The following is a 26,211-nucleotide window of genomic DNA, read 5'->3' on the forward strand; positions in this document are numbered from 1 at the left end:
AGGTCGAGCGATCAGAAACGCTTGAGGAAAGACGCCTTTGCCAGCAGCCATTGCCGGCGAAGCTGCGACAGTTGCACTTCGCCTTCAAACACGCCCACTCCCGCCTTTCTGGCAGCAGCGATGACCGGGCCGGACAAGGCAACGGGAAGATAGGCCGCAAAGACATTCCGGGACATCTTGGCGCGTCTCGCCTTCTCGATGTGATCAAGCGCGTGCGTTGCAAAAATCTCGATGGCGATGCCGATGCGTTGTTTGTCGTCGCCTTCCAGAAACGTCTCGCGATCAAGCCCGGCAGCCGCGAGCATATCCGCGGGGATATAGACCTGCCCACGACGACGGTGCAGCGGCATCAGCATTAGAATGCCGGCCATGGCCTGCGCAACCCCCGCATGTCCCGCAGCTTCCGCGCTTGCTGGAGTGTCTTCCGGCGAAAGCACAAGGCTCGCCAGCTGGATCAGTGCCGAGGCGGTCTCCCCCGCATAGCCTTCGAGCGCGTTACGATCCACGAACAGATCGTCATAAAGATCGAAGATGCGCGCCTCGATCATATTGGCAAGAACCGGTCGCGGCAGGCGATATTGCTCGATCGCCAACAAAAGAGCGGCAGCAACGGGGTGAGACTGGCTGTCCCCATGCGCATTGCCATCAAGGAGATCGCGCCACCATTGCATACGAACTTCGCCAGGCAGCGCCTCGCGCACGGAATCGCGGATTCGGGCAATTTCGGCATTGAAGGCATAAAGCGCGGCAAGCGCTGCGCGCTTGTCGGCCGGAGACAGAAGGCACGCGAGATAGCGGTCGCGATCGGTGTCGCGCAGCGTCGCGAGGCAGACGTCTAGATTCTCTGTGGGTGCCATGTTTCCCCGCGCGAAACGTCCTGTCAGCCTTCGACGGCAATCAGCGCCGCAGCCACGGCGCGCGATTCCGAAAGCATGATATTATAGGTGCGCACGGCAGCACCCGTGCTCATCGGATCGACCGAAATGCCCGCTTGCCTGAAGGCTTCGCGCAATTCCTTCGGCAAGACCCGCATGCCATCACCCGTGCCGATCAAAAGCACCTCGATATCCTGCGCATCAGCCAGAACCTTGTCGAAATGCTCAAGCGTCAATTCTTTCGCATCAACCGGGCTCCAGCCGTGAATGCCGGAAGGCAACAACAGGAGAGAGCCGCGGTGCGACATGTCGGCGAAACGGAAACCGCCATTGCCATAGGCATCGATGGGCGCCCGGCCGGGAAAATGGGCCGGGCGTATTTCAATCCCGCCGGCCATCAGACGGCAGGCTTGCCGCCGATGGCATTGCCGGACTTCTCATCCTTCTCGTCTTCCGCATCCTTGCTGTCGGGACGCAGCTTGAAGGCGATCAGCACCGGAGCCGCGATATAGACCGAGGAGAACACGCCGATGCCGACGCCGAACAACATTGCGAAGGTGAAGGAACGAATGACCTCGCCACCGAACAGATACAGTGCCAGCAGTGCCAGAAGCACGGTCAGACCGGTAAGGATCGTGCGCGAAAGGGTCTGGTTCAGCGATACGTCGATGATCATCGAAAGTGGCATCTTCTTGTATCGCCGGAGGTTTTCACGGACACGGTCGTAGATGACCACCGTATCGTTCAGCGAATAACCGATGATCGTCAGGATCGCCGCGATACTGGTCAGGTTGAACTCTATACCCAGGAAGACGAACAGGCCGATGGTGAAGACCACGTCGTGCACCATCGAGATGACCGCACCCAGTGCAAACTGCCACTCGAAGCGAACCCAGATGTAGATCATGATCGCCGCCATGGCGAGCACAACGCCGATCGTGGAGGTCACGGTCAGGTCACCGGACACAGCCGGACCAACGACTTCCACGCGACGGAAATCATACTTGTCCTGCAACTCGCCGCGCACCAGGGTGATTGCCGACTGCTCGGCGTTTTCGCCGCCGTCCTGCGCCTGAATGCGGATGAGAACGTCCTGCGGCGTGCCGAAATTCTGTGCCTGGATTTCACCGAGGTTCAGCTGGTTCAGACGCTCGCGAATATCTGCGAGATCGGCCTCACCCTGCTTGGCGCGCACTTCGATAACCGAGCCGCCCTGGAAATCGATGCCGAGGTTCAGGCCCTTGGCCACGAAGCCGCCGACGCAGGCGAGCATGATCACACCGGTGATCATGAAAACCACACGGCGATAACGCATGAACGGAATGTCGCGACCGTCGAACATGGCGGTGCGTACACCCTTCGGCAGATGTTTCGGACGGCTGCGGCGAACCCAGTAGCCAAACATCCAGGCCGTCAGCGTATAGGCCGTGAAGACGGTGGTGATGATACCGACTGCAAGCGTCACGGCAAAGCCCTTGACCGGACCCGTGCCCATGTAGAACAGCACGCTTGCAACGATCAGCGTCGTCAGGTTGGCGTCGATAATGGTCGCAAAGGCGCGTGTGAAACCGTTATCCAGTGACTGGATCAGCGGTTTTCCGCTCTTCACCTCTTCGCGTATTCGCTCGTAGATCAGAACGTTGGAATCCACCGCCATACCGATCGTCAAGACGATACCCGCAATACCGGGCAAGGTGAGCGTAGATCCGATCACACTGAGGACGGCGATCAGCATGACCACGTTGACGATGAGGGCGATGTTCGCAAGCAGGCCGAAGAAGCCATAAAAGACGAACATGAAGATGAGGACGCCGACGGCGCCGATGGCGCTTGCCGTGAGGCCGGCGGTGATGGAGTCGTTACCAAGGCTCGGACCGACGGTGCGTTCCTCAACCACGGTCAGCGTGGCCGGAAGTGCGCCCGCACGCAACAGGACTGCAAGGTCGTTGGCGCCTTGAACCGAGAAACTGCCGGAAATCTGTCCCGAACCGCCGATGATCGGCTCACGGATGACAGGTGCAGAAATGACCTGATTGTCGAGCACGATGGCGAAAGGCTTGCCGACATTCTGCTGCGTCGCCTGCGCAAAGCGCTGCGCACCGCGGCTGTCGAAACGGAAGGTGACGACGGGTTCGTTGGTCTGCTGGTTGAAGCTTGCCTGCGCATCGACGAGGTTGTCGCCGGAAACGAGCGCGCGGCGTTCCACCAGATAGGGAACCGGCGGATCGTCCTGCGAATAAAGAACCTCTGAGGTCGCGGGCGGACGGCCATTCATCGCTTCCTGCACCGGCATGGTGGTATCGACCATGCGGAAGGACAGCTTTGCCGTCTGGTTGAGAAGCGATTTCAGGCGCTGCGGATCCTGGAGGCCCGGGACCTGTACGATGATGCGGTCGGAACCCTGACGCTGGATGAGAGGTTCGGTGGTGCCGACTTCGTCAACGCGGCGGCGCACGACTTCGATGGACTGCGACACGGCCGAGGACAGGCGATAATCCACGCCTTCATCGGTCAGGTTGAGCCGCAGCAGATTGTCGCCGCCGTCGTTCATCGTCACTTCTGTGATGGAACCGCCGACCAGCGTTCCGGCGGACACCGGCTGCGTCAGGTCGCGAAGCGCGGTTTTCGCCGCTTCATATTGAGCGGGATCGCTGATCCGAACCTGGATCTGCTGGCCGTTGCCCGTAAGCCCCGAATAGCGGATGTTGGCGTCGCGAAGCTGCGTGCGCACGTCACCCACGATCGTTTCAAGCCGTTCCTTGACGATGTCGGAACGCTCGATCTTGAGCATGATGTGCGAGCCGCCCTGAAGGTCGAGACCGAGCGTTACCTTGTTGTCCTTGTACCAGGCAGGCATGCCCTCCAGCTGTTTGTCCGAAAACAGGTTGGGAGATGCGATGAAGACGCTTGCCAGCACAAGCAACCAGATAAAGACTGTTTTCCAACGGGAAAAATGAAGCATTTCGATCTCGGTCAGGGTTGGGGTTGCGCGATGCGCAACCCGTCAAATTCGGAAGCGGACGTTCAATTATCCGGCAGGATCAGGAAGCGGCTTCCGTCTTGACCACTTCGCCCTTCACGCGCACTTCGGCAATGTAAGCACGAGCGGCACGGATTTTCACGCCTTCGGCGATTTCGACTTCGAGTTCATTGTCGTCGATGACCTTGGTCACCTTGCCAACGATGCCGCCACCAAGAACGACCTGATCGCCACGGCGAATATTGGTCAACGTTTCCTGACGCTTCTTCATCTGCGCGCGCTGCGGGCGAATGAGGAAAAAGTACCAGACCACCATAAGCGGTGCAAACAGGAAAAGCATCTCAAGGCCGGAACCGAATGCAGACGCGCCGCCCGCCGTGTCCTGGGCAAAAGCTTGACTAATGAACATATAAAACTCCTCAACGATTACAGCACGACCTCGTATGCCGCCCCAGCTTTCAAGCCGCCGGAATATAGTGGGGAACGCCGGGAATGCAACAGATGCAGAAGCCACGCCGTACCGATTCCGGACCTCTTAACCTTTATGGGCCTGAAACGCCATGCTAGGCCGGGTTGAAAACATCGTTATGAACATCGGATAAGCGGAAGAAACACCATGATTCGAGAAGAGACGGCCACCCTGCTTCTTGCCGAACTGCGCCGGCTTAACGTCGCCATGGAACGGTTGGCAGGCCCGGCACCTGCCGTGAACGACTGGAATGCGGCGGATTGCTTTGTCTGGACGCCGGTCAATTCCTTTCTGCAGCCGGTCTCGCGTCCGAACCGCATTGCGCTGAAACTCATTCGCGGCGTCGATCATGTGCGCGATATCCTGCACGAGAACACGCTGCGTTTTGCCGATGGTTTTCCCGCCAACAACGTGCTGCTCTGGGGCGCACGCGGCATGGGCAAATCCTCGCTGGTCAAGGCCGTTCACGAAGATGTGCGCGCCGCAAGCGGCGTTCCGTTGAAGCTGGTCGAGGTGCATCGCGAAGATATCCACACCCTGCCCGCCTTGCTGGATATATTGAAAGCTTCCGGCGAACGCGTCATCGTCTTCTGCGACGACCTCTCCTTCGATCACGACGACACGGCCTACAAGTCGCTGAAGGCAGCACTCGATGGCGGAATAGAGGGGCGTCCGGACAATGTGCTGTTCTATGCCACGTCCAACCGCCGTCATCTTCTGCCGCGCCACATGATGGAGAACGAGCAATCGACCGCCATCAACCCTTCGGAAGCTGTTGAGGAAAAGGTCTCGCTCTCGGACCGCTTCGGCCTGTGGCTCGGCTTCCACAAATGCGGCCAGGAAGACTATCTGACAATGATTGACAGCTATGCCGAACATTTCGATCTCGGCCTTGATCGCGAAACCCTGCATCACGAGGCGCTGGAATGGGCGACCACGCGCGGCGGCCGCTCCGGTCGCGTCGCCTGGCAATATATTCAGGATGCCGCCGGGAGCCTGAGAAAATCGATCGACAGATAACGCCACCGTGACATCTGGCGGGAGCCGGTGTCGTTGCGGCTATAGGCGTTGTCGTATTCCCGACCGCCACATCGCCCGCCAAATGATTTGCTGCACATATCCGGCGTAATGCCGGGTATCTGCGGCGGGCGGTGATCAAGAGGCAGGCGACGTTTGTCCAAACGCGCCGATTGTTCTTCTTTCCATCCCTTCGCCGATTGAGATTCCACGCGAGCCGCATACGGGTCCGCGCATGAGTTTTGACGATATCATGTCCGCGGAGGAGCGGGCCGATATTGGTGTTCAACCCAAGGAGGAGATGGATATGAGCAAAAACAGAGGCGTCGTCTATTTGCGCCCCGGCCAGGTCGAGGTCCGCGACATCGATGATCCGAAGCTGGAGGCGCCGGATGGCCGCCGTATCGAGCACGGTGTCATTCTCAAGGTTATTTCCACGAATATCTGCGGTTCGGATCAGCATATGGTGCGCGGCCGCACCTCGGCGATGCCCGGCCTCGTCCTTGGCCATGAGATCACCGGCGAAGTCATTGAAAAAGGCGTCGACGTCGAGATGCTTGATATCGGCGATATCGTCTCGGTGCCGTTCAACGTCGCCTGCGGTCGCTGCCGCTGCTGCAAGTCGCAGGATACCGGTGTGTGCCTGACGGTGAACCCCGCCCGTGCCGGCGGCGCCTACGGTTATGTTGACATGGGCGGCTGGATCGGCGGACAGGCCAGATACGTCACCATTCCCTATGCCGACTTCAACCTTCTGAAATTTCCCGACCGCGACAGGGCGATGTCCAAGATCCGCGACCTTACCATGCTCTCGGACATCCTGCCGACCGGCTTTCATGGCGCGGTCAAGGCCGGCGTCGGTGTCGGCTCCACGGTCTATGTCGCGGGCGCCGGTCCGGTCGGTCTGGCGGCTGCCGCGTCTGCCCGTATTCTCGGTGCCGCCGTCGTCATGATCGGTGATTTCAACAAGGATCGCCTCGCGCACGCCGCCAAGGTCGGCTTCGAGCCCGTCGATCTTTCCAAGGGTGACCGGCTGGGCGACATGATTGCCGAGATCGTCGGCACCAACGAGGTCGATAGCGCCATCGATGCCGTCGGTTTCGAAGCGCGTGGCCATTCGGGCGGCGAACAGCCGGCCATCGTTCTTAACCAGATGATGGAAATCACCCGTGCCGCCGGCTCGATCGGCATTCCCGGCCTTTACGTCACCGAAGACCCAGGTGCGGTCGATGCCGCAGCAAAACAGGGCAGCCTGTCGCTTCGCTTCGGTCTCGGTTGGGCCAAGGCACAATCTTTCCATACCGGCCAGACGCCGGTGCTGAAATACAATCGCCAGCTCATGCAGTCGATCCTGCACGACCGCCTGCCCATTGCCGACATCGTCAATGCCAAGATCATCGCACTCGACGACGCCGTACAGGGATATGAAAGCTTCGACCAGGGTGCCGCAACCAAGTTCGTGCTCGATCCGCACGGCGATCTGCTGAAGTCGGCCTGATATCGGCGGCTTAAGACCCCCGAGATGGGAAACGCCCGCGACAGATATTGTCGCGGGCGTTTTTGCCCGCATCCACATTATCACCATCAGGTGAAATCATGGATCAACTTCAAGCATCGCCTCCAGCTCGGAGGTGGCCAATGGTGAGAGATAGGGTCGAAACAGGCTGGACACCTGCCGAAGTCCCCAGTCCAGTTGCTGCGGCCCGAATTCGGTGACCCCTTCCTGAAGGTTGAGATAAGCCGCCCAATAGGTCGAGACGATCCAGAGATTTGTAAGCAGCGCCGCCCGCTCGGTTTCTGGAATCTCTGCAAGCCCTGCCCTCTCCATCCGGCTGACGATATCATCAACGGCAAGTCGCATTGCCGCGCTTATGCCGCGAACCGGCTCCACCAGCGCAGGCGCGGAGGAAAGAAGGCCCACAAAATCACGAAACAGAAAGCGGTAGTTCCACACCAGCGAAAACCAGAGCCGCAGAACGCCAGCATATGTCGATGCGGCAACTTCGTCCTCTTCGTCAATCTTTGCGACAACCGCCAGCGCGTCGGTCTCGAACAGGGCAAACAGCGCCAGCACCAATGCCTCCTTGGTGCGGAAATGATAATAAAGATTACCCTCGTTGATATTCACTGCCCTTGCGATCTCGGCTGTGGTTACGTGATCAGGCCCCCTCTCGTTAAATAGTTGGAGTGCGGCAGCGATTATTCTCTGTCGTGTGGGGGAAGGACGCCCCGTCGATCGTCCGGCCTCGCTTTTCTTCATTGATGTCGGACCCCGCTATTGAAACCTAAGGTGCACACCTTAAATGAATAAAATAAGGTACACACCTTAACAAATAAATTTGAGTGTTCAACGCGAATAAAGGACCTGTCCATGCCCGGAACCGACCTTCGCACCCCGCTCCCGGATACATCCGCTGCGGCACCCGTATCGAAATTCGCCACAGCACGTTTGGCCCTCTCACTCATCCGCAATCCGCTGAACGCATTGCCACCGGAGATTTTCAACGAACCGGCGGTGTTTATCCGTGTCGGCGGTACGATGCGCGTCCATCTTGCCGATCCTGCACTTATTCATGAGGCCCTCGTCAAGAACGCCCATCTGCTCGGCAAGGGTGAGGACGTGCGCCGCGCGCTTGGCCCCGCTCTCGGACAGGGCCTTCTGACCGCCGATGGCGATCACTGGAAATGGCAACGGCAATCCGTTGCCGCCGCCTTCCGGCACGAAAAACTGCTGGAACTGCTGCCTGTCATGATCGAGGCGGCGGAGCGAACCGGCAGGCGCTGGCGCGCATCTCCTTTCGGTGACATCGATATCGGCCATGAAATGATGCGGACCACCTTCGACATCATCGTTGAGACCATGATGTCCGGCGGCCACGGGATCGATATCGGGCGCGTGGAGCAAAGCATTACCGACTATCTGAAACCGACAGGCTGGACCTTCGCGCTCGCCATGCTGGGCGCACCGGAATGGCTCCCTCACCCCGGTCGGCGCAAGGCCCGGGCCGCTGTCGGTTATCTGCGCTCCAGCCTGTCGACGGTGATTGCGGACCGGCGGCAGAACCCTGTCGAGAGAAACGATCTGGTGTCCATGCTACTTCAGGCGAAGGACCCCGAGACGGGACGCATGATGAGCGACAAGGAAATCATCGACAATCTGCTCACCTTCATCACCGCCGGTCACGAAACGACCGCGCTCGGTCTGGCATGGACGTTCAATCTGCTGTCGCAACACAGCGACGTGGAGCGGAAAGTCGTCGAGGAAATCGCAGCCGTCACGGGTGGAAATCCCGTCGCCGCAGAGCACATCGCCCAACTGACCTATACCAGACAGGTATTTTCCGAGGCGATGCGGCTTTACCCACCTGCCCCGGTGGTTACCCGCACGGCGTTGCAGGATTTCAAGCTCGGCGACCATGATATTCCTGCCGGAACCGTTCTTTATGTGCCGATCTACGCTGTCCACCGGCACACGGCGCTGTGGGACGAACCGGAACGTTTCGACCCTTCCCGCTTCGAGCCGGAAAAGACCAAGGCGCGTCACCGTTACGCCTACATGCCCTTCGGTGCAGGTCCGCGTGTCTGCATCGGCAATGCATTTGCGATGATGGAGGCCGTGTCGATCCTGGCGGTGCTGTTGCAGAACGTCCATCTCGAAAACAGATCGGCAAGTCCGGCAGAGCCACTGATGAGGGTGACGTTGCGGCCGCAAAGCCGCTTGATGATGCGTATCACCGACCGCAAAAACAAATCGCCCGCGGCGTGAACCACCGCGGGCGACTATTAATCCGGGAAAACACCCGTCACCGGGCAGTGACGATCAAAGATCGACGTCGAGGATTGCCATGGAGAAGTTGTACGAGCGGTCGCCGTCCTCGTCATCGATGTAGACAACGCCAAGGAACTCTTCGCCAAGATACACTTCGGCGGAATCGTCCTTACGGGGACGCGCCTTCACAACCATCTTTTCATTGAAGGTGCGCTTGAAATAGGCGTCGAGTTTTTTGATTTCGTCGGCTTTCACCACTATTCTCCTGTGCGGTTCGGGTTGCGCCGCTTTTGGCATGGGACAAAGGCGAAAGTAAAGTGAAAGCGGCACATCGCCAATGTCTTTCACAGGCCATGTCTTTCACGCGGAGCCTTCCACACGGACGATTGAGAGAATATCGGACCCGTCAGATATCGGCTCCGATGACCTGATCCATCAGGCGCGAGGGTTCGGAACACCCTGCCTCTCCCACCACCCGCGCCGGCACACCGGCAACGGTGGTCTTGGGCGGGACCGGCTTCAGCACCACAGAACCGGCGGCGATGCGCGAGCAACTGCCGATCTCGATATTACCGAGGATTTTCGCGCCCGCTCCAATCATCACGCCATTGGCGATTTTCGGATGACGGTCCGCCCCCTCCTTGCCGGTGCCGCCAAGCGTCACGCCATGCAGGATGGAAACGTTGTCGCCGATAACCGCCGTCTCGCCGACCACAAGCCCGGTGGCATGATCGAGGAAGATACCCTTGCCGATGCGTGCTGCCGGATTGATATCCGTCTGGAAAATGCTGGACGAGCGGCTTTGCAGATAAAGCGCCAGATCCCTGCGGCCCTTTTGCAGCAGCCAATGGGCAAGGCGATGCGTCTGGATGGCCTGAAACCCCTTGAAATAAAGGAGCGGCTCCATGAAGCGCGTGCAGGCCGGATCGCGATCGTAAACCGCCTGGATATCGACGCGCAGCACGCTGCCCCATTCGGGCCAGTCATCCAGCATGTCCTGAAAGGTCTGGCGCAGAAGAACGGCCTGCATATCGGGATGATCGAGGAGTTCACAGATGCGATAAATCACGCATTCTTCCAGAGACCGGTGATTGAGGATTGTCGAATAAAGGAAAGCCGAAAGCAGCGGGTCCTGCGCCACGGCGCTTCGTGCCTCATGCAGCAGGCTGCCCCAGATCGGATCGACGATCGCCAGCTGTTCCGGCTGACGGGCCTCGGTACGTGCGACCATGAATGGTCTCCTCGTTTGCAGTAGTCGTTCTTTATACAGAAAAAGACGTGCATAAGAAATGGGATTCGAATGACGACTTTAAAGGCGGCAAGGCTTCAGTTTTTCTTCATGCAGCATGAAAAACCGTTTCTTGCCGCCACCCATCAAAGGCTGCGGTAAAATTCCAGAACCGCCGCCTTGAACACCCGGTCGCCAACGGCCAGCATGTGGTCACGGCCGGGAATGTCGATAGCGCGCGCATGCGGCATGATCGCCGCAAGTTCGGCACCCGATCCGGCGATATCGTCATTGGTTCCGACCGCGATCAGCGTCGGTGCATCGATCTTTGCGGCCTGTTCCCGACTGACGAGGACACGCGACGTCTCGATACAGGCGGCGAGTGCCAGCCGGTCGCTTTTCGTCTGGTCGGCAAAGGCGCGGAACATACGGCCGCGCTCATGCGTGACGACATCGAGCGAGGGGGCCAGCAGCGCTTCGGCGATCGGATCCCAGTCGCCCACACCTTCCACCATGCCGATGCCAAGTCCGCCGAAAACCAGTGAGCGGACACGCTCCGGATGTGCCATCGCCAGAAAGGCCGAAATGCGTGCGCCCATGGAATAGCCCATCACATGAGCCTCCGCGATGCCGAGATGATTAAGCAGCGCCACCGCATCGCCGGCCATGACGGGCGGATAATAGGCTTGCGGATCATGCGGCTTGTCGCTTGCGCCATGGCCGCGATTGTCGATGGCAATCACCCGGTAACCGGCGTCACCAAGCGTTTTCAGCCAGCCTGGATGCACCCAGTTGACGTTGGCGCTGGAGGCAAAGCCGTGAATCAACAGAACCGGATCGCCCGCCGGATCACCTTCATCGAAATAGGCAAAGCGAAGGCCGTCATGGGAAAAATCGGAAAATTGCGGCATGTTGAGATTCATCAAGGACATCCTTTTTGCCGGACCATATGGCAGGAAATCGCAATTTTGAACATGTTTTCCTGACGATTTTTATGGAGATGCAATGCGTTTGAGGCTACATATCCGCAGCAATAAGCCCATGCTCGATGACGACCTGCGGCTTAACCACGATATTGCATTTGGAGACGAACATGGCCGGGCATTCCATTCCCCACTTCCAGAACGATGGCGGACACAGCGTGATCGAGATCGGCGTAAAGGAATTCATGTGCACCGGCGCTTCGGTGCCTTTCGATCATCCCCACATCTTCATCGACATGGGCGACGACAACGAGAAGGTCTGTTCCTATTGCTCCACCCTTTACCGCTACAATCCGTCGCTGAAGGCCGAGCAGACCAATCCTCCAGGCTGCGTCTTCCATGTGAAGGCCGCCTGACCTTCCACCTTTCCTGATCGGGGCGCGACATGCCCATCAAATCCGTAGCCATCGTCGGTGCCGGCATCGCCGGTCTCACCGCAGCGCTTTCTTTTGCCCGCCAGGGCATCAGCTCTGACATCGTTGAACAGGCCGGCGAACTGACGGAAGTCGGTGCGGGCCTGCAAGTATCGCCCAATGCCGCCCGCATCCTTGCCGAACTCGGCGTGATGGCTGAGATAGAGGCGCGCTGGACCGAGCCGGTCAGTGTCGATCTGGCCGATGGCAAATCGCTTGCCACGTTGCTGTCTTTGCCCGTGGGTGCGACGGCCCGCACACGCTGGGGCGCACCTTACGGCGTGCTGCATCGCTCGACGTTGCAAAACGCGCTTCTCAATGCGGTAACGCGCAATCCGCTCTGCCGCCTGCATCTTGGCAAACGTATCGAAAACGCGACGACAGACGTCATCGCTGCAACCACGTTCCGCGATCACGACCTGATCGTCGGCGCAGACGGTGTCTGGTCCGCGGCCCGTTTCGCTGTCCCCTCCGCCCCCACTGCCACTTTCTCCGGCAATATTGCCTGGCGCTTCACGGTCGCGGCAAAAGATGTGCCGTCAGCTATCAACAAAAGCGCCGTCACCGCCTATCTCGGTTCGGGTGGCCATGTCGTCGCCTACCCGCTGAAGGAAGTCGGCGGCTTCAACATTGTGGCCATCGCACTCGGCGCCGATCCCGGCGCAACATGGCGGGCGGAATCGAGCGGCCAACAGAAAGCCATGCTGCTCGCGCAGTTTCGCGGCTGGAGCCCGGATATCGTTCGGCTGCTGGCATCGTCGGAAAATCCGACCTTCTGGCCACTTTATCAGGCCGGTCCCGGACGCTGGCACAATGGTCGCGATACGGTGCTGATCGGCGACGCTGCCCACGCGATGATGCCCTTTGCGGCACAGGGGGCGGCGATGGCCATCGAGGATGCTTTTGAACTGGCGGGCACATTGACCGGAGCATCCCTGCCCGTACCACAGGCCCTTGCCGCCTTCGAAGCCCTGCGTCTGCCGCGCATAGAAAAGGCCCGCAAGCGGGCCTCTCTCAATCGTTTCGCCTATCACGCCACAGGCCCGGTTCGGCTTGCCCGGGACTTCGTCTTTTCGACACGTCCGAGGGAAGCCTTCCTGAAGGACTTCGACTGGCTATACGGCTACCGCGCCAAAGGCTGAGGTCAAACCCCGGCTGCCGCCGCAAACCCGGCCTCGAGATCCTTCTTGAGGTCGGCGATATCTTCAAGCCCTATCTGCAGACGGATGACCGGACCTTCCGACGGGCCTTTGGCAATCGTCCTGTCGACAAGCGACACCGACACGGCAAGCGATTCGTATCCACCCCAGGAATAGCCGAGCCCGAAGAAGGTCAGCGCATTCAGGAATGCCGCCGCAGTCTGCTTGTATTTGCCCTCTTCGGCCTTCAGCACGAAGGAAAATACGCCGCTCGCGCCCTTGAAATCGCGCTTCCAGAGTTCATGCCCGGCAAAGCTCGGCAGGGCCGGATGCAGAACGCTCACGACGTCGTCGCGGCTTTCCAGCCAGGTGGCGATGTCGAGGGCGCTTTTCTGGTGGTGCGCAAGTCGAATGCCCATGGAGCGCATGCCGCGCAGTATCTGATAGGCGTCATCAGGCGTCACGCAGATGCCAAGATTGGTGTTCGCCTGATAAAGCGTCTTCCAGTGCTTTTCATTGGCGGAAACAAAGCCCATCAGGACATCGGAATGACCTGACGGATATTTGGTGGCGGCATGGATGGAAACATCGACACCGAAATCGAGCGGCTTGAAATAAAGCGGTGTCGCCCAGGTATTGTCCATCGTCACGACGCAATCGTGCCTATGGGCAATCTCGGTGATCAGCCGAACGTCCTGAATCTCGAAGGTATTGGAACCCGGCGCTTCAAGATGCACCAGCTTGGTATTCGGGCGGATCAGCGCTTCGATACCCGTCCCGATCGCCGGGTCGTAATACTCCACCTCCACACCAAGCTTCTTCAGCATCGTGTTGCAAAAGCGGCGTGTGGGAAAATAAACCGAATCGACGATCAGCGCATGATCGCCGGCGCCAAGATAGGCGAGGAACGGCACGGTGATCGCCGCAAGGCCCGATGGCACGAGAATGGTTCCGAAAGAACCCTCCAGCTCATTGACGAGATTGCATAGCGCATCGGTCGTCGGCGTGCCGTGGGTGCCATAGGTGTATTTCTGGTTTTCGGTCGAAAGCGTCTCGGCATCGGGGAAAAGCACGGTAGAACCGCGCACGATGGGCGGATTGACGAAACCGAAACAGTCGGCGGGATCGTTGCCGCCATGGGTCAGGCGCGTATTCATACCTGCGGTGGAAAGCAGGTCATTGGTCTTGGTCATTTCAGATCAGCTTTCGAAGGGATATTGACGCGAGCGACAATGCGGAGAGCCGGAGGCAAGGTCAAGTCCCGCAGAACATTCGTAGATGAGAGGATTGATCCACCCGTCAACAGCATACAAGAAGTATACAAAATTCGTGCAAGTGTATTTTTCCGCAAAAATATGCTTATATTTTCACCCTTTGCACACTTCCCGACCAAAATTTGGAAAATTCCGTTTTATAGGCACAATTATTGTCAGCATGTCTTGACCCCGCTGCCAATTACGATTGTGATAGAAAAAGCGGATCGAAAAGATCTGCTGAAGGGGGGAGCTGGGGCAAAAACAATATGCCGGTCCTCTTCCGATTGACGATAACAAACAAAGGTTGGGAAAAATGAAAAAGGCAATTCTGTCGGCCGTTATCGGCGCAGCAGTTTTGGGAGGAGCCTCGGTCGCTTCGGCTGCGACGCTTCAGGACGTGAAGTCGAAAGGTTTCGTCACCTGCGGCGTGAGCGCTGGCATTCCGGGATTTTCCAATCCCGATGACAAGGGCGAATGGTCCGGCATCGACGTGGACTATTGCCGCGGTATTGCCACTGCGGTTTTCGGCGATCCTACAAAGGCTAAATTTGTCGCTCTTTCGAGCAAGGACCGTTTTCCGGCTCTCCAGTCTGGCGAGGTCGACGTTCTGACCCGTAACACCACCTGGACGATCAGCCGCGACACATCGCTCGGCTTCAACTTCCGTACCGTCAACTATTATGACGGCCAGGGCTTCATCGCCAAGAAAGGCCTCAACGTGAAGTCCGCGCTTGAGCTTTCCGGCGCCGCCGTCTGCGTTCAGACCGGCACGACCACCGAGCTCAACCTTGCCGACTACTTCAAGACCAACAACCTGCAGTACAACCCGGTTGTTTTCGAAAAGGAATCCGATGCGACTTCGGCTTATGATTCCGGCCGTTGCGACGTTTACACCACCGACCAGTCCGGTCTGTACGCTATCCGTCTCAAGCTGAAGAACCCCGACGACAACATCGTTCTGCCTGAAGTGATCTCCAAGGAGCCGCTTGGACCGGCCGTTCGCCAGGGCGACGACCAGTGGTTCGACATCGTGACGTGGGTTCACTACGCAATGGTCAACGCCGAAGAGCTGGGCATCACGTCGAAAAACGTCGACGAGCAGAAGAACAGCGCCAACCCTGATATCAAGCGTCTGCTTGGCACTGAAGAAGGCACCAAGATCGGTACCGATCTCGGCGTGACGAACGACTGGGCCTACAACATCGTCAAGAAGGTCGGCAACTACGGCGAAGTCTTCGACCGTAACGTTGGCGCCGGCTCGCCGCTGAAGATCGAGCGTGGCCAGAACGCGCTTTGGACCAAGGGCGGCCTGCAATACGCACCGCCGGTTCGTTGATCGGCACTATCGTTGGCTAAGGACTGAAGGGAGGCTGGGCAATGCCCGGCCTCCACTTGAAATTATAGAATAAGCTCGCAAAGAGCATATAAAAGGGAAAGGTGCCTATGGCAGGCAACGCGGTCAGTTCGCAACGATCGCGCGCGCAAAGCGCGTCGTCACTCATTTACGATCCACGCATACGCGGAATTTTTTATCAGGTTCTGACAGTCGTCATCCTGACCGCCTTCGTCTGGATCATCGTGACGAATACGATCACAAATCTTCAACGGTCAAACATTTCGTCCGGCTTCGGCTTCCTCAATGGAAGAGCCGGCTTCGATATCGGCCAGTCGCTGATCGCTTACACCAGCGATGCGACCTATGGCCGGGCATTGCTCGTTGGTATTCTCAACACAATTCAGGTCGCATTTTTCGGCATCATCGCCGCGTCGATCATCGGTTTCATCGTCGGTATCGCCCGGCTGTCCAACAACTGGCTAATCTCGAAGCTGGCGCAGGCCTATGTGGAAATCTTCCGCAACATCCCGCCCCTGCTCGTCATCTTCTTCTGGTACAAGGGCGTCATCTCCGTTCTGCCGCAGGCCCGCGATTCGCTGCAGCTTCCACTTGGAACCTACCTCAACAATCGCGGCTTCTTCTTTCCAAAGCCTCTCTGGGGCGAAGGGACGTGGCTGATACCGCTCGCTTTCGTGGTCGCCATCGTCATCAGCGTCTTCATTTATCGCTGGGCGAAGGCCAGGCAGGAAAGAACCGGCGAGCAGTTCCGCACCGGCATCACCGCAACACTTCTCATCATCGGCCTTCCGGCTGCGACATTCCTCGCGCTCGGCTCACCCCTGACATTCGATTACCCGATTGCCGGGCGGTTCAACCTTGCGGGCGGTTCGGTCGTCGCACCTGAATTCATGTCGCTGTTTCTGGCGCTCTCCTTCTACACCGCTTCCTTTATCGCCGAGATCGTTCGCGGCGGCATCAAGGCCGTGGCAAAAGGGCAGACCGAGGCAGCGGAGGCATTGGGTCTTCGCGCCAGCACGACGACACGTCTGATCGTCGTTCCTCAGGCGATGCGCATCATCATCCCGCCGCTGACAAGCCAGTATCTCAACCTGACCAAGAACTCATCGCTCGCGGTCGCGGTCGGTTTCGCCGACATCGTCTCCGTTGGCGGCACGATCCTGAACCAGACGGGACAGGCGGTCGAAGTTGTCGCTATCTGGCTCGTTCTCTATCTCTCGCTGTCCATTCTCACGGCCGTGGTCATGAACTGGTTGAACGCGAAAATGGCCCTGGTGGAGAGATAATAGATGACGATCAGCAATCACGCGTTCGTGCGCCACACCATTGAAGAAGCCAAACCCGCGCCTTCAAGCGCGGTTGGCATCAGCCATTGGCTGCGCACTAAACTTTTCGCCACGCCGAAGGACACCGTCCTTACGGTTCTTGCCATCGCGTTCCTCGCCTATCTTCTGCCACCAATCTTCAAGTGGCTGTTCGTAGACGCGGTATGGACCGGTACGGATCGCATCGCCTGCCTCACCGCCTCCCAGGGCGGTGCGCTGGCCGATGGCCAGTCCGGCGCATGCTGGGCCTTCGTTTCGGCGAAGTTCGGCCAGATCATGTTCGGCCGTTACCCGATCGATGAACGCTGGCGTCCTATCCTTGTGATGGTCATGTTCACCATCCTCCTGGTGCCAATGCTCATTCCGAAAGCGCCGTTCAAGCGGCTCAATGCGCTGGCGCTTTTCATCATCCTGCCAGTCATTGCGTTTTTCCTCCTCATCGGCGGCGTCTTCGGCCTGCCGGTGGTGGAAACGCAGCTCTGGGGCGGCCTGATGGTCACCCTGATCCTGTCTTTCTTCGGAATTGCAGTGTCCCTGCCCTTCGGTATTCTTCTGGCGCTTGGCCGCCGGTCGAACCTGCCGGTAATCAAAATGCTGTGCGTGCTTTTCATCGAAGTTATCAGAGGTATTCCTCTGATCACCGTCCTGTTCTTCGCCAGCATCATGCTGCCGCTGTTCCTTCCCGACGGCTGGACCTTCGACAAGTTCCTGCGCGCTCTGGTCGGCGTGTCGCTCTTCTCGTCCGCCTATATGGCGGAGGTGATCCGTGGCGGCTTGCAGGCCATCCCGAAGGGGCAATATGAAGGGGCAGACTCGCTCGGCCTGAACTATTGGCAGAAAACCCGGCTGATCGTGCTGCCGCAGGCGCTGAAGCTCGTCATTCCGGGCATCGTCAACACGTTCATCGGTCTTTTCAAGGACACGTCGCTGGTCTCGATCATCGGCATGTTCGACCTGCTTGGCATTGTCACACTCAACCAATCGGATGCGAACTGGGCGACACCTGTCACCGCAATGACGGGCTATATTTTCGCCGGGTTCATATTCTGGATATTCTGCTTCGGCATGTCGCGTTATTCGCTGTTCATGGAACGGCACCTCGACACCGGGCATAAACGATAAGGGACGCTCAAAATGGCAGAAACCCAAACAAAAAAACTGGCCGTTTCGACAACGGACGTGGCAATCGAACTCGTCGGCATGAACAAGTGGTATGGCGACTTCCACGTCCTGCGCGACATCAACCTGAAGGTGATGAAGGGCGAGCGTATCGTCATCGCCGGCCCTTCGGGATCGGGCAAATCGACCATGATCCGCTGCATCAACCGGCTGGAAGAACATCAGTCGGGCACGATCAACGTCGACGGTATCGAACTCACCAACGATCTGAAGAAGATCGATGAGGTGCGTCGTGAAGTCGGCATGGTGTTCCAGCACTTCAACCTCTTCCCGCATCTGACGATTCTCGAGAACTGCACGCTGGCGCCAATCTGGGTTCGCAAGATGCCCAAGAAGGAAGCCGAAGAAGTGGCGATGCACTATCTGAAGCGCGTCAAGATCCCCGAACAGGCGCATAAATACCCTGGCCAGCTCTCCGGCGGTCAGCAGCAGCGCGTGGCGATCGCCCGCTCGCTGTGCATGAAGCCGAAGATCATGCTGTTCGACGAGCCGACCTCGGCGCTTGACCCGGAAATGGTCAAGGAAGTGCTTGATACCATGGTCAGCCTTGCCGAAGACGGCATGACGATGCTGTGCGTGACCCACGAAATGGGCTTTGCCCGCCAGGTCGCAAACCGCGTCATCTTCATGGACCAGGGCCAGATCGTCGAACAGAATTCGCCCGCCGAATTCTTCGACAATCCCCAGCACGAGCGCACAAGGCTGTTCCTCAGCCAGATCCTGCACTGAGACACTGCAATCAGCTAGCATCACGAAACGGGGCCATTTCGGCCCCGTTTTCATTTGACGACAGCCTCTCCACGCTCGACCTCATCCATGGGCTTGTCCTAAATATCTAAGTCAACAAAATCGAGCGGTTGCGGATCTCGGGAAAAACCCAAGGGTGACGCCGGAATGTTTGGCAAGGTTCGCCATTCATTTTGATGGCTTCTTTCGCACCAGAAGCCCCGCTGAGTGAATCACCGGCCCCTGCAAATCGTCGTCTCACATCGTTCTTCATCCGCGAGAAGCACTGAAACTGCCAAGCCGACCTCGGTTTAACCATTTGTTACGAAACGGAAATCCTTGTTTTCCAAGGGTTCTGACAGCCAATGTCATTTTTTTGTCAAATCATGCATTTTTCCGCTTGCGGACCACGGGGAGCCTGACTATAAGGGCGCCACACCACAAGCGCACGCGCCCTTCGTCTATCGGTTAGGACGTCAGATTTTCATTCTGAAAAGAGGGGTTCGACTCCCCTAGGGCGTGCCACTTGCCTTCGTGTTTCCCCCTTCGAAAATATAAAGCAGCTTCGCAGATAGCGAATTCGTCACGCCTGATCGATGCGCCGGAACCGATTCCCGGGCGATACGTTAGAGTGGTGTCCCCCCCGATGGAAGGCGAGCCGGATGAATCGCCAGCGGGCAAATCGACCGGCTTGCCTTTCCCCTTCCAGCCAAATCACATCGTCGGTTATTTCTGGCGGGCAGCAGGTGTCAGCTAAGGGTTGGAAAACCACGCCCCGAGGCCTTCCACGAGTCATGAAGGCATTGCCGGCGCGCAGTGATAGCGGCGAAATTTCAAGGCCTTGGCCAGTCCCGGCGCAGTTTTCCACAGCCGGTCCGGCCTCCATAAAAAAACTCGTCACGAAGCGGAAAAAATCAATTTTTCCGCTTGCGGAGCAACGGGAGCCTGACTATAAGGGCGCCACACCACAAGCGCACGCGCCCTTCGTCTATCGGTTAGGACGTCAGATTTTCATTCTGAAAAGAGGGGTTCGACTCCCCTAGGGCGTGCCACTTGCTTTTCCTTGAAAATCAGTATTATGCGTTCAAATCTTCACGTGATGTGTGAGATATAGGATGCATGCCGTTTCCGGCCTTCCTTCAGCTTTTCCCGTAAAATCAAGTCTCGATCTGTGCCGACTGTCAGGGCGCGAAAGCCGCGTCCAGAACACGCAGCTGCACACGCCTCTGGCCCTGCCAGAGATCGGCACCCACTGTGCCTGCCACGTGGATGGACCTGCCACGCGCATTCAGCAGCATCTGCCCCAGAGGGGCCTCTGCGGCGCGGAATGCGATGCCATCCAGCCGTGAACCATCCATGGCCTCCAGCGTGATCTTGACGTGTGAGGTGCCGACCAGACGCACATCGCGCAGCCGGTGGGCAGGCACGGCAAAAATGGGCTGAGAATGGCCGGAGCCATAAGGACCTGCCTGTTCCAGCTGATCGACAAGCTGCAGGGTCGCGCCAGACGCGCCGATTGCGCCGTCGATCTTCAGCACGCTGCTTTCCACCAGCTCGCTCACCGTCTTTGCGGCGGCTTCCTCGAAGAAGGTCCGGAGTTTGCCGAGATTGGCGCGTTCCACCGTCAGGCCCGCGGCCATGGCGTGACCGCCACCCTTGACCAACAGGCCGGCATCCACAGCGGCGCGGACCATTCTGCCCATATCGAAACCATTGATCGAGCGGCCGGAGCCTGTGCCCTTGCCAGAGGGATCGAAAGCGATGGCAAAGGCCGGGCGGCGGAAACGGTCCTTGAGGCGTGAGGCGAGCAGTCCGACGATGCCAGGATGCCAGTTTTCCCGTGCGGTAACGATGACGCCAGCGCCAGACCCGTCGCCATACTCATAAAGCGCTTCCGCTTCGGCTTCCGCCAGCATCACGGCTTCCATCGCCTGTCGCTCGCGGTTCAGCTCATCCAGCTTTTCGGCAATCACGTCCGCCTGTGACGAGTCGTCGAGTGTAAGCAGACGGCTACCCAGTGCGGCATCGCCAATACGGCCACCGGCATTGATGCGTGGCCCGATCAGGAAACCGAAATGATACGGTGTCACCGGCCCACCCAACCCCGCCTTTCTGAACAGCGCCGCCAGCCCGGCATTGTTCATATGGCGCGCGGCAATCAACCCCTTCACGACATAGGCGCGGTTCAGCCCCTTCAAGGGCACCACGTCGCATACGGTTGCGAGTGCGACTATATCCAGCAGCGCCAGCAGATCGATCGTGAACGCCTGTCTGTTGCGCCTGTCCTTCAATAGCCTGAGGGTGGCGACCAGAACCAGGAACACCACGCCTGCGGCGCAGAGATGCCCCTGCCCCGAAAGATCGTCTTCGCGGTTGGGATTGACCAGCGCCACCGCCGGCGGCAGTTCCGAACCGACCTGGTGGTGATCGATCACCACCACATCTGTTCCCGCATCCTTTGCGGCATTCAGAGATTCATGGCTGGTGGAGCCGCAATCGACCGTCAAGATCAGGGTCGCGCCATTGGCGGCAAGCTGCTGCATCGCCGCCGGGTTCGGCCCATAACCCTCGAAAATACGATCTGGAATATAGATTTCCGGCGTCAGCCCGAAATGCGCGAGAAAACGATACATCAGCGCGGAAGACGCGGCGCCATCAACGTCATAATCGCCGAAGATCGCCACCTTCTCACCGGTCTCGATGGCGCGGACCAGCCTTTCGGCAGCCTTTTCGCAATCTGTCAGCATATGCGGGTCGGGCATCAATGAGCGAATGGTCGGATCGAGGAAAGCGAGAGCCTCATCCACACCCACCCCTCGCCCGGCCAGCACCCGGGCAATCAGTTCGGGAATGGCGTGGATCTGGGACATGGCCAGCGCACGGTTCTGTGCGGCCTGATCCAGCCGCGAAACCCAACGTTGCTCTGTCGCCGACCGCTCCACGCTTAGAAATGCGCGGGCCACCGTATCGGCCGGCTCCATCATTGCCATCCTGTCAATCGTCCTGTCATGCGAATGCGTATCCGCGCCTTGTCATGACAACGGGCTAAATGGCGATGGCGCCTTTTTCAAGCAAAAACGCCCGTATGAGGTTTCACACCGAGAAAATCGAGAAAAACGGGCTGACGATCGACACCGCGCCGACCAGCAGCAACAGGGAAAACACCGCAAGTGAACACCAGTTGCGCTCATATTCGGCAATATCGAATTCCATGCCTCGAATATTGTCGTTGGCATTGTGAGGTCGCGCCCGATGATGGGCGGCCAGAACGCTTTCGCGCTTACTGTCCTTGAAAAGGATAATCGATGTCACAGCCACGCCTCCCTCGCTTGGTAACATGATTAACCATAGAGCCGAATCGCGTTGTTTTCCAGCGGTTCTGAGGCGATACCCTCAAATTTTACGGCGGTTTTATCCTGTGGCCGCCAAAACGGATATCGGGAGAAAAAAGACCGCACCTCCATGTGGTGGCGCGGCCCTCAAATTCAGAAAAATTGTAAAGCGTCTCAGGTCCGCTCAATGCGGATGACCTGCGGTTCGCTGACCAGATATTTCTCGTTCTTGATCGCCTTGACGGCCTTGCGGATCGCATCTTCCATCGTCGCGTGGGTCACGAGGATAATCGTCTGCGGCGCGCCTTCCACATGCACGCGCTGGCGCTGCACGATGGATTCCAGCGAGATGTTGTTATCCGCCATGCGGGTAGCGATGGAGGCGAAGACGCCCGCCTGGTCCTTCACCGTCAGCCGGATGAAATAGCCGCCTTCATGGCTCTTCATCTTGGCGCGACGATAATCGGTCAGCGACTTCGCCGGACGGCCGAGCACCGGAACCTGCTGGGCACCGGGACGGCTCTTGGCGATATCGGCGATGTCACCGAGCACGGCAGAGGCCGTGGCATTGCCGCCCGCCCCTGGGCCAACCATCAGAAGTTCGCCAAGAATATCGGACTCGATCGCCACCGCATTGGTAACGCCATCAACCTGCGCGATAACGGAATCGAGCGGCACCATGGTCGGATGCACCCGCTGCTCGATACCGGATTCGGTCACCTGCGCCACGCCGAGAAGCTTGATGCGATAACCGAGCTCGGCGGCCGCCTGAATGTCCTCGCTGGAGATGTTGGTGATGCCTTCGAGATAGATGTCGTCGGCCGAAATCTTGTTGCCGAAGGCAAGCGTCGTCAGAATGGCGAGCTTGTGGGCGGTGTCGTTACCCTCGATATCGAAGGCCGGATCGGCTTCGGCATAACCCAGCCGCTGCGCTTCTTTCAAACAGACCTCGAACGACAGCCCTTCCTTCTCCATCTTGGTCAGGATGTAGTTGCAGGTGCCGTTCATGATACCGTAGATGCGCGACACATTGTTGCCGGTGAGGGATTCACGCAGCGCCTTGATGACGGGAATACCGCCGGCCACAGCCGCTTCGAAATTGAGAAGCGCACCCTTGTCTTCGGCAATCGTGGCCAGCTCGACGCCGTGCTTGGCGAGCAGCGCCTTGTTGGCTGTCACCACATGGAGACCGCGCGAAAGTGCTGCGCGCACAGCTTTTTCCGCCTGGCCGGAAGCACCGCCGACCAGTTCCACCAACACGTCGATATCGGCTTCATTCGCAAGCTGCTCCGGCGTATCGAACCAGGTAATACCCTTGAGATCGATGCCGCGGTCACGCGAACGGTCGCGCGCGCTCACTGCAATAATCTCAATCGCGCGTCCGCAGGTAATCGCAAGTTCGTTGCTTCTCTGCTGGAGGATGCGCACGAGCGAAGCGCCGACAGTGCCGAGCCCCGCTATGCCGATTCTCAATGAATCTGCCATGGGTATGTTCCTGATTTGCTGGTGATGGTGACGGCCGTGGCCCGGCCGCCTTCGGTTGCCCTTATCTGTGGGCATTGAGCGAAACGACATTGTGCATCGTTTCGTCAGCACTCGACAGGAAACGCTTCAGATTGCGCGCTGCCTGACGAATTCGATGCTCGTTTTCAACGAGCGCGAGGCGGACGTAATCATCCCCCATTTCGCCGAAGCCGATGCCGGGAGCAACGGCAATGTCTGCCTTCTCGACCAGAAGCTTGGAAAACTCCAGGCTGCCGAGATGGCGGAACTTTTCCGGGATCTTCGCCCAGGCGAACATCGTCGCCGCCGGCGGTGGAACTTCGAAGCCCGCCTTGCCGAAAGTATCGACCATGACGTCGCGACGGCGGCGATACACGCTGCGTACCTCCGCGATGTCGGAGCCGTCGCCGTTCAGCGCGTGCGTCGCCGCAACCTGGATCGGCGTGAAGGCACCGTAATCGAGATAGGACTTCACGCGGGTCAGCGCCGCGATCAGCCGCTCGTTGCCAACGGCAAAGCCCATGCGCCAGCCCGGCATGGAGAAGGTCTTCGACATGGAGGTGAATTCCACCGCAACGTCGATTGCACCGGGAACTTCGAGAACCGAAGGCGGCGGATTGTTGTCGTCGAAATAGATTTCCGAATAGGCAAGGTCGGAAAGCACGATGATTTCGTGCTTCTTCGCAAATGCGATCACGTCCTTGTAGAAATCGAGCGAGGCAACATGCGCCGTCGGGTTCGACGGATAGTTGACGATCAGCGCCAGCGGCTTCGGAATGGAGTGGCGCACCGCCCGCTCCAGAGGCCCGAAGAAGCTCTCGTCCGGCTCCACATTCATGGAACGGATAACGCCGCCCGCCATCAGGAAGCCGAAAGCGTGGATCGGATAGGTGGGGTTCGGACACAGGATCACGTCACCAGGCGCGGTGATGGCCTGCGCCATATTGGCGAAACCTTCCTTGGAACCAAGGGTCGCGACGACCTGCGTATCGGGGTTCAGCTTCACGCCGAACCGGCGGGCATAATAACCAGCCTGCGCGCGGCGAAGGCCGGGAATGCCCTTGGACGAGGAATAGCGATGGGTGCGAGGGTCCTGAACGACTTCGCACAGCTTGTCGACGATCGCCTTGGGGGTCGGAAGGTCGGGATTGCCCATGCCGAGATCGATGATATCGGCCCCGGCCGCTCGCGCGCTCGCTTTCAAACGGTTGACCTGTTCGAAGACGTATTGCGGCAGACGCCGGACCTTGTGAAACTCTTCCATCACTTTCCTCATGGAAATGGACCGGTTCTGCCGGCCCATAACGAAGTTCGTTCTTGTTGTTAAACGCCGCCGACACGAACCGATCCGGCGGGCGCTATTCATTGTACCGCAAAGCACAAGAAAACCTACAGCGGTTTTCTCGGTCCACGCGGCATCGCGATCATCCGCCTTGTGGCTCCGGCGCGGCCTTTTCAGACCACAGGCAAGGCGAATTGCGCAATGTAATCAGGAAACCTGCATAACGCCAGATTCTTGGAAATTGCAAGGCAGACCATGCTCAAGAAAGGCCATTCCGGCCGTTCAGTCGCGCTCGCCCTTCACAATTGCCGCGCGGATGACGGAAAGCACCTGCTCCGGCTTGATATCGGTGCAGATGAGCTGGCTCGGATGCCCGTCCCAGTCGCCCGGCGGAAAGGCGCGGCCATCCGGCTTCTGAATGGTCTGGCCATCGGCAAGCCCGCCGCAGACGACGCGTATAGGGCCGCTGCGGGTCTCGAACAGTTCGGGCGCGACAAGGTAAACGCAGGCGCAGCTGTCATGCACCACCATACCGTCGCCGGTGCGGGTCTTGTAGAAATCGATGTAGAATTGCGACAAATCGGAAAGCAGCTGCACCGGCTTGCCGCCCGCCTCTGCCATCTCGGCCATGAAGGCGCTCGTCATCACCGTTTTCGTCGTCACGTCCAGGCCGACGACAACCACGCGCCAGGGCGCGGTAAAGACGAGATCGGCCGCTTCCGGATCGCCGTGAATATTGGCCTCAGCCGCCGGCGACACATTGCCGTTGATATCGAAGGCGCCGCCCATGACGATCACCTGCTTCACCAATGCCGCAAAATCCGGCTCTTCGCGCAGCGCCAAGGCCAGATTGGTCATGCGACCAACAGCGATCAGCGTCACCTCGCCGGGATTGGCCTTGACCGTCTCGATAATAAAGCGATGCGCGGGACGCGGATCGAGCGGCAGATCGATGGTCTCTGGAATATCGATATCGCCGAGACCGTTTTCGCCATGGATGAAAGTCGGCCAGTGGCCTTCCTTGCGGGCCGGATCGAAGGTCACGCCCGCACCTTTCGCGACCGGCGCCGTCATCTGCCATTCCCGTTTCAGGAAGAGCGCATTGCGAGTGGTGATATCGATGGGCGCGTTGCCGAAGACGGTGGTGACGCCGATCAGATCGATATCGGGGTGACGGTGCAGGAAAAGAAGCGCCATGGCATCATCTACACCGGGGTCCGTATCGAATATCACTTTATGCATAATGCCCTCATCCTGATGTCTCGTCATCGCCGCGTCTGGCGGTGCGCCACGGAAACATAACCATAAGCGGCAACACCGCAATCCCCCTGCCCGTCCTGGATCGGAGAGAAAAATATTGCGTGGCGATCTTTTCGGTGAA

At 58.6% G+C, this 26,211-nt stretch carries 23 protein-coding genes and 2 tRNA genes; 11 read left to right on the top strand and 14 right to left on the bottom strand.

Annotation, left to right across the window (positions count from 1 at the left end; translation table 11 throughout):
• Positions 1-11: 11 nt before the first annotated feature.
• The 4 genes from QE432_RS20445 to yajC all read right to left on the bottom strand — a co-directional run bounded on the left by QE432_RS20445 (position 12) and on the right by yajC (position 4,264).
• Positions 12-857, bottom strand: a complete 846-nt coding sequence (locus tag QE432_RS20445; RefSeq protein ID WP_025593499.1) for a phytoene/squalene synthase family protein — start codon at positions 855-857, stop codon at positions 12-14.
• A 23-nt stretch (positions 858-880) separates the two neighbouring features.
• Positions 881-1,273, bottom strand: coding sequence for an Mth938-like domain-containing protein (locus QE432_RS20450; RefSeq protein WP_111790252.1), 393 nt, complete (start codon positions 1,271-1,273; stop codon positions 881-883).
• Positions 1,273-3,837 carry a protein translocase subunit SecDF gene (secDF, locus tag QE432_RS20455; RefSeq protein ID WP_003515348.1) on the bottom strand — a complete coding sequence of 855 codons (2,565 nt, stop codon included), beginning with the start codon at positions 3,835-3,837 and terminating at the stop codon, positions 1,273-1,275. Before secDF ends, QE432_RS20450 begins: the two co-directional genes overlap by 1 nt.
• A 79-nt stretch (positions 3,838-3,916) precedes the next feature.
• Entirely contained in the window at positions 3,917-4,264 is a 348-nt protein-coding gene (gene yajC / locus QE432_RS20460) for a preprotein translocase subunit YajC (RefSeq protein WP_003515350.1), read from the bottom strand.
• A gap of 207 nt (positions 4,265-4,471) precedes the next feature.
• Here yajC and QE432_RS20465 point away from each other — a divergent pair, with 207 nt between their 5' ends.
• Entirely contained in the window at positions 4,472-5,344 is an 873-nt protein-coding gene (locus QE432_RS20465; protein WP_306625476.1) for an ATP-binding protein, read from the top strand.
• A gap of 304 nt (positions 5,345-5,648) precedes the next feature.
• Complete coding sequence (fdhA, locus tag QE432_RS20470) at positions 5,649-6,839, top strand: formaldehyde dehydrogenase, glutathione-independent (protein ID WP_025593503.1); 1,191 nt, start codon at positions 5,649-5,651, stop codon at positions 6,837-6,839.
• 96 nt (positions 6,840-6,935) lie between these two features.
• Here the strand turns inward: fdhA and QE432_RS20475 are convergent, their stop codons facing one another.
• A complete protein-coding gene (locus QE432_RS20475; RefSeq protein ID WP_111796392.1) occupies positions 6,936-7,601 on the bottom strand; it encodes a TetR/AcrR family transcriptional regulator in 666 nt (221 codons plus the stop codon).
• A gap of 111 nt (positions 7,602-7,712) precedes the next feature.
• On the opposite strand from QE432_RS20475, the gene QE432_RS20480 reads away from it, so the two are divergent.
• Positions 7,713-9,107: a cytochrome P450 gene (locus QE432_RS20480; RefSeq protein ID WP_111796391.1), complete on the top strand. Its 1,395-nt coding sequence runs from the start codon at positions 7,713-7,715 to the stop codon at positions 9,105-9,107.
• A gap of 54 nt (positions 9,108-9,161) precedes the next feature.
• Here the strand turns inward: QE432_RS20480 and QE432_RS20485 are convergent, their stop codons facing one another.
• The 3 genes from QE432_RS20485 to QE432_RS20495 form a co-directional block, all read right to left on the bottom strand.
• Positions 9,162-9,365, bottom strand: coding sequence for a DUF3126 family protein (locus QE432_RS20485; RefSeq protein ID WP_003515356.1), 204 nt, complete (start codon positions 9,363-9,365; stop codon positions 9,162-9,164).
• 151 nt (positions 9,366-9,516) lie between these two features.
• Entirely contained in the window at positions 9,517-10,341 is an 825-nt protein-coding gene (cysE, locus tag QE432_RS20490) for a serine O-acetyltransferase (protein ID WP_003515358.1), read from the bottom strand.
• Between the two features lie 143 nt (positions 10,342-10,484).
• Complete coding sequence (locus tag QE432_RS20495; protein ID WP_306625478.1) at positions 10,485-11,261, bottom strand: alpha/beta fold hydrolase; 777 nt, start codon at positions 11,259-11,261, stop codon at positions 10,485-10,487.
• Positions 11,262-11,431: 170 nt separating this feature from the next.
• On the opposite strand from QE432_RS20495, the gene QE432_RS20500 reads away from it, so the two are divergent.
• Positions 11,432-11,677, top strand: a complete 246-nt coding sequence (locus QE432_RS20500; protein WP_003495891.1) for a zinc-finger domain-containing protein — start codon at positions 11,432-11,434, stop codon at positions 11,675-11,677.
• Between the two features lie 29 nt (positions 11,678-11,706).
• Positions 11,707-12,876 (top strand): FAD-dependent monooxygenase, encoded by a 1,170-nt coding sequence (locus QE432_RS20505; protein WP_306625481.1) that lies wholly within the window; start codon positions 11,707-11,709, stop codon positions 12,874-12,876.
• Positions 12,877-12,878: 2 nt separating this feature from the next.
• Here QE432_RS20505 and QE432_RS20510 read toward each other — a convergent pair whose 3' ends face one another.
• The gene (locus QE432_RS20510) at positions 12,879-14,066 is read right to left on the bottom strand and encodes a cystathionine beta-lyase (protein ID WP_111783033.1); all 1,188 of its coding nucleotides are present in this window, start codon (positions 14,064-14,066) and stop codon (positions 12,879-12,881) included.
• A gap of 376 nt (positions 14,067-14,442) precedes the next feature.
• On the opposite strand from QE432_RS20510, the gene QE432_RS20515 reads away from it, so the two are divergent.
• The 6 genes from QE432_RS20515 to QE432_RS20540 all read left to right on the top strand — a co-directional run bounded on the left by QE432_RS20515 (position 14,443) and on the right by QE432_RS20540 (position 19,765).
• Positions 14,443-15,465, top strand: a complete 1,023-nt coding sequence (locus QE432_RS20515) for an amino acid ABC transporter substrate-binding protein (RefSeq protein WP_003515366.1) — start codon at positions 14,443-14,445, stop codon at positions 15,463-15,465.
• Positions 15,466-15,572: 107 nt separating this feature from the next.
• Positions 15,573-16,769 carry an amino acid ABC transporter permease gene (locus QE432_RS20520; RefSeq protein ID WP_003515368.1) on the top strand — a complete coding sequence of 399 codons (1,197 nt, stop codon included), beginning with the start codon at positions 15,573-15,575 and terminating at the stop codon, positions 16,767-16,769.
• A 3-nt stretch (positions 16,770-16,772) separates the two neighbouring features.
• The gene (locus QE432_RS20525) at positions 16,773-17,930 is read left to right on the top strand and encodes an amino acid ABC transporter permease (protein WP_013636194.1); all 1,158 of its coding nucleotides are present in this window, start codon (positions 16,773-16,775) and stop codon (positions 17,928-17,930) included.
• Between the two features lie 12 nt (positions 17,931-17,942).
• The gene (locus tag QE432_RS20530; RefSeq protein ID WP_003515372.1) at positions 17,943-18,716 is read left to right on the top strand and encodes an amino acid ABC transporter ATP-binding protein; all 774 of its coding nucleotides are present in this window, start codon (positions 17,943-17,945) and stop codon (positions 18,714-18,716) included.
• Positions 18,717-19,163: 447 nt separating this feature from the next.
• A tRNA-Glu gene (locus QE432_RS20535) sits at positions 19,164-19,238 on the top strand.
• 452 nt (positions 19,239-19,690) lie between these two features.
• Positions 19,691-19,765, top strand: a tRNA-Glu gene (locus QE432_RS20540).
• Between the two features lie 129 nt (positions 19,766-19,894).
• Here QE432_RS20540 and recJ read toward each other — a convergent pair.
• The 5 genes from recJ to QE432_RS20565 all read right to left on the bottom strand — a co-directional run bounded on the left by recJ (position 19,895) and on the right by QE432_RS20565 (position 26,072).
• Positions 19,895-21,703, bottom strand: coding sequence for a single-stranded-DNA-specific exonuclease RecJ (recJ, locus tag QE432_RS20545; protein WP_373465174.1), 1,809 nt, complete (start codon positions 21,701-21,703; stop codon positions 19,895-19,897).
• A gap of 103 nt (positions 21,704-21,806) precedes the next feature.
• Positions 21,807-22,031: a hypothetical protein gene (locus tag QE432_RS20550; protein ID WP_025593517.1), complete on the bottom strand. Its 225-nt coding sequence runs from the start codon at positions 22,029-22,031 to the stop codon at positions 21,807-21,809.
• Positions 22,032-22,219: 188 nt separating this feature from the next.
• Positions 22,220-23,530 carry a homoserine dehydrogenase gene (locus QE432_RS20555; protein WP_003515377.1) on the bottom strand — a complete coding sequence of 437 codons (1,311 nt, stop codon included), beginning with the start codon at positions 23,528-23,530 and terminating at the stop codon, positions 22,220-22,222.
• 61 nt (positions 23,531-23,591) lie between these two features.
• Entirely contained in the window at positions 23,592-24,812 is a 1,221-nt protein-coding gene (locus QE432_RS20560) for an LL-diaminopimelate aminotransferase (protein WP_003515379.1), read from the bottom strand.
• Between the two features lie 300 nt (positions 24,813-25,112).
• Positions 25,113-26,072: a nucleoside hydrolase gene (locus tag QE432_RS20565; RefSeq protein ID WP_065687344.1), complete on the bottom strand. Its 960-nt coding sequence runs from the start codon at positions 26,070-26,072 to the stop codon at positions 25,113-25,115.
• Positions 26,073-26,211: the final 139 nt, after the last annotated feature.

Origin of the sequence: Agrobacterium sp. SORGH_AS_0745, assembly GCF_030818995.1 — a bacterium.
GTDB lineage: Bacteria > Pseudomonadota > Alphaproteobacteria > Rhizobiales > Rhizobiaceae > Agrobacterium > Agrobacterium tumefaciens.

Bases quoted from the DNA above. Each gene is read 5' to 3' on its own strand.
- cysE (WP_003515358.1), bottom strand. From the start codon at position 10,341: ATGGTCGCACGTACCGAGGCCCGTCAGCCGGAACAGCTGGCGATCGTC.
- QE432_RS20520 (WP_003515368.1), top strand. From the start codon at position 15,573: ATGGCAGGCAACGCGGTCAGTTCGCAACGATCGCGCGCGCAAAGCGCG.
- QE432_RS20465 (WP_306625476.1), top strand. From the start codon at position 4,472: ATGATTCGAGAAGAGACGGCCACCCTGCTTCTTGCCGAACTGCGCCGG.
- yajC (WP_003515350.1), bottom strand. From the start codon at position 4,264: ATGTTCATTAGTCAAGCTTTTGCCCAGGACACGGCGGGCGGCGCGTCT.
- QE432_RS20475 (WP_111796392.1), bottom strand. From the start codon at position 7,601: ATGAAGAAAAGCGAGGCCGGACGATCGACGGGGCGTCCTTCCCCCACA.
- QE432_RS20445 (WP_025593499.1), bottom strand. From the start codon at position 857: ATGGCACCCACAGAGAATCTAGACGTCTGCCTCGCGACGCTGCGCGAC.
- QE432_RS20480 (WP_111796391.1), top strand. From the start codon at position 7,713: ATGCCCGGAACCGACCTTCGCACCCCGCTCCCGGATACATCCGCTGCG.
- QE432_RS20505 (WP_306625481.1), top strand. From the start codon at position 11,707: ATGCCCATCAAATCCGTAGCCATCGTCGGTGCCGGCATCGCCGGTCTC.
- secDF (WP_003515348.1), bottom strand. From the start codon at position 3,837: ATGCTTCATTTTTCCCGTTGGAAAACAGTCTTTATCTGGTTGCTTGTG.
- QE432_RS20450 (WP_111790252.1), bottom strand. From the start codon at position 1,273: ATGGCCGGCGGGATTGAAATACGCCCGGCCCATTTTCCCGGCCGGGCG.
- QE432_RS20555 (WP_003515377.1), bottom strand. From the start codon at position 23,530: ATGGCAGATTCATTGAGAATCGGCATAGCGGGGCTCGGCACTGTCGGC.
- QE432_RS20515 (WP_003515366.1), top strand. From the start codon at position 14,443: ATGAAAAAGGCAATTCTGTCGGCCGTTATCGGCGCAGCAGTTTTGGGA.
- QE432_RS20530 (WP_003515372.1), top strand. From the start codon at position 17,943: ATGGCAGAAACCCAAACAAAAAAACTGGCCGTTTCGACAACGGACGTG.
- QE432_RS20560 (WP_003515379.1), bottom strand. From the start codon at position 24,812: ATGGAAGAGTTTCACAAGGTCCGGCGTCTGCCGCAATACGTCTTCGAA.
- QE432_RS20510 (WP_111783033.1), bottom strand. From the start codon at position 14,066: ATGACCAAGACCAATGACCTGCTTTCCACCGCAGGTATGAATACGCGC.
- QE432_RS20565 (WP_065687344.1), bottom strand. From the start codon at position 26,072: ATGCATAAAGTGATATTCGATACGGACCCCGGTGTAGATGATGCCATG.
- recJ (WP_373465174.1), bottom strand. From the start codon at position 21,703: ATGGCAATGATGGAGCCGGCCGATACGGTGGCCCGCGCATTTCTAAGC.
- fdhA (WP_025593503.1), top strand. From the start codon at position 5,649: ATGAGCAAAAACAGAGGCGTCGTCTATTTGCGCCCCGGCCAGGTCGAG.
- QE432_RS20525 (WP_013636194.1), top strand. From the start codon at position 16,773: ATGACGATCAGCAATCACGCGTTCGTGCGCCACACCATTGAAGAAGCC.
- QE432_RS20495 (WP_306625478.1), bottom strand. From the start codon at position 11,261: ATGAATCTCAACATGCCGCAATTTTCCGATTTTTCCCATGACGGCCTT.
- QE432_RS20500 (WP_003495891.1), top strand. From the start codon at position 11,432: ATGGCCGGGCATTCCATTCCCCACTTCCAGAACGATGGCGGACACAGC.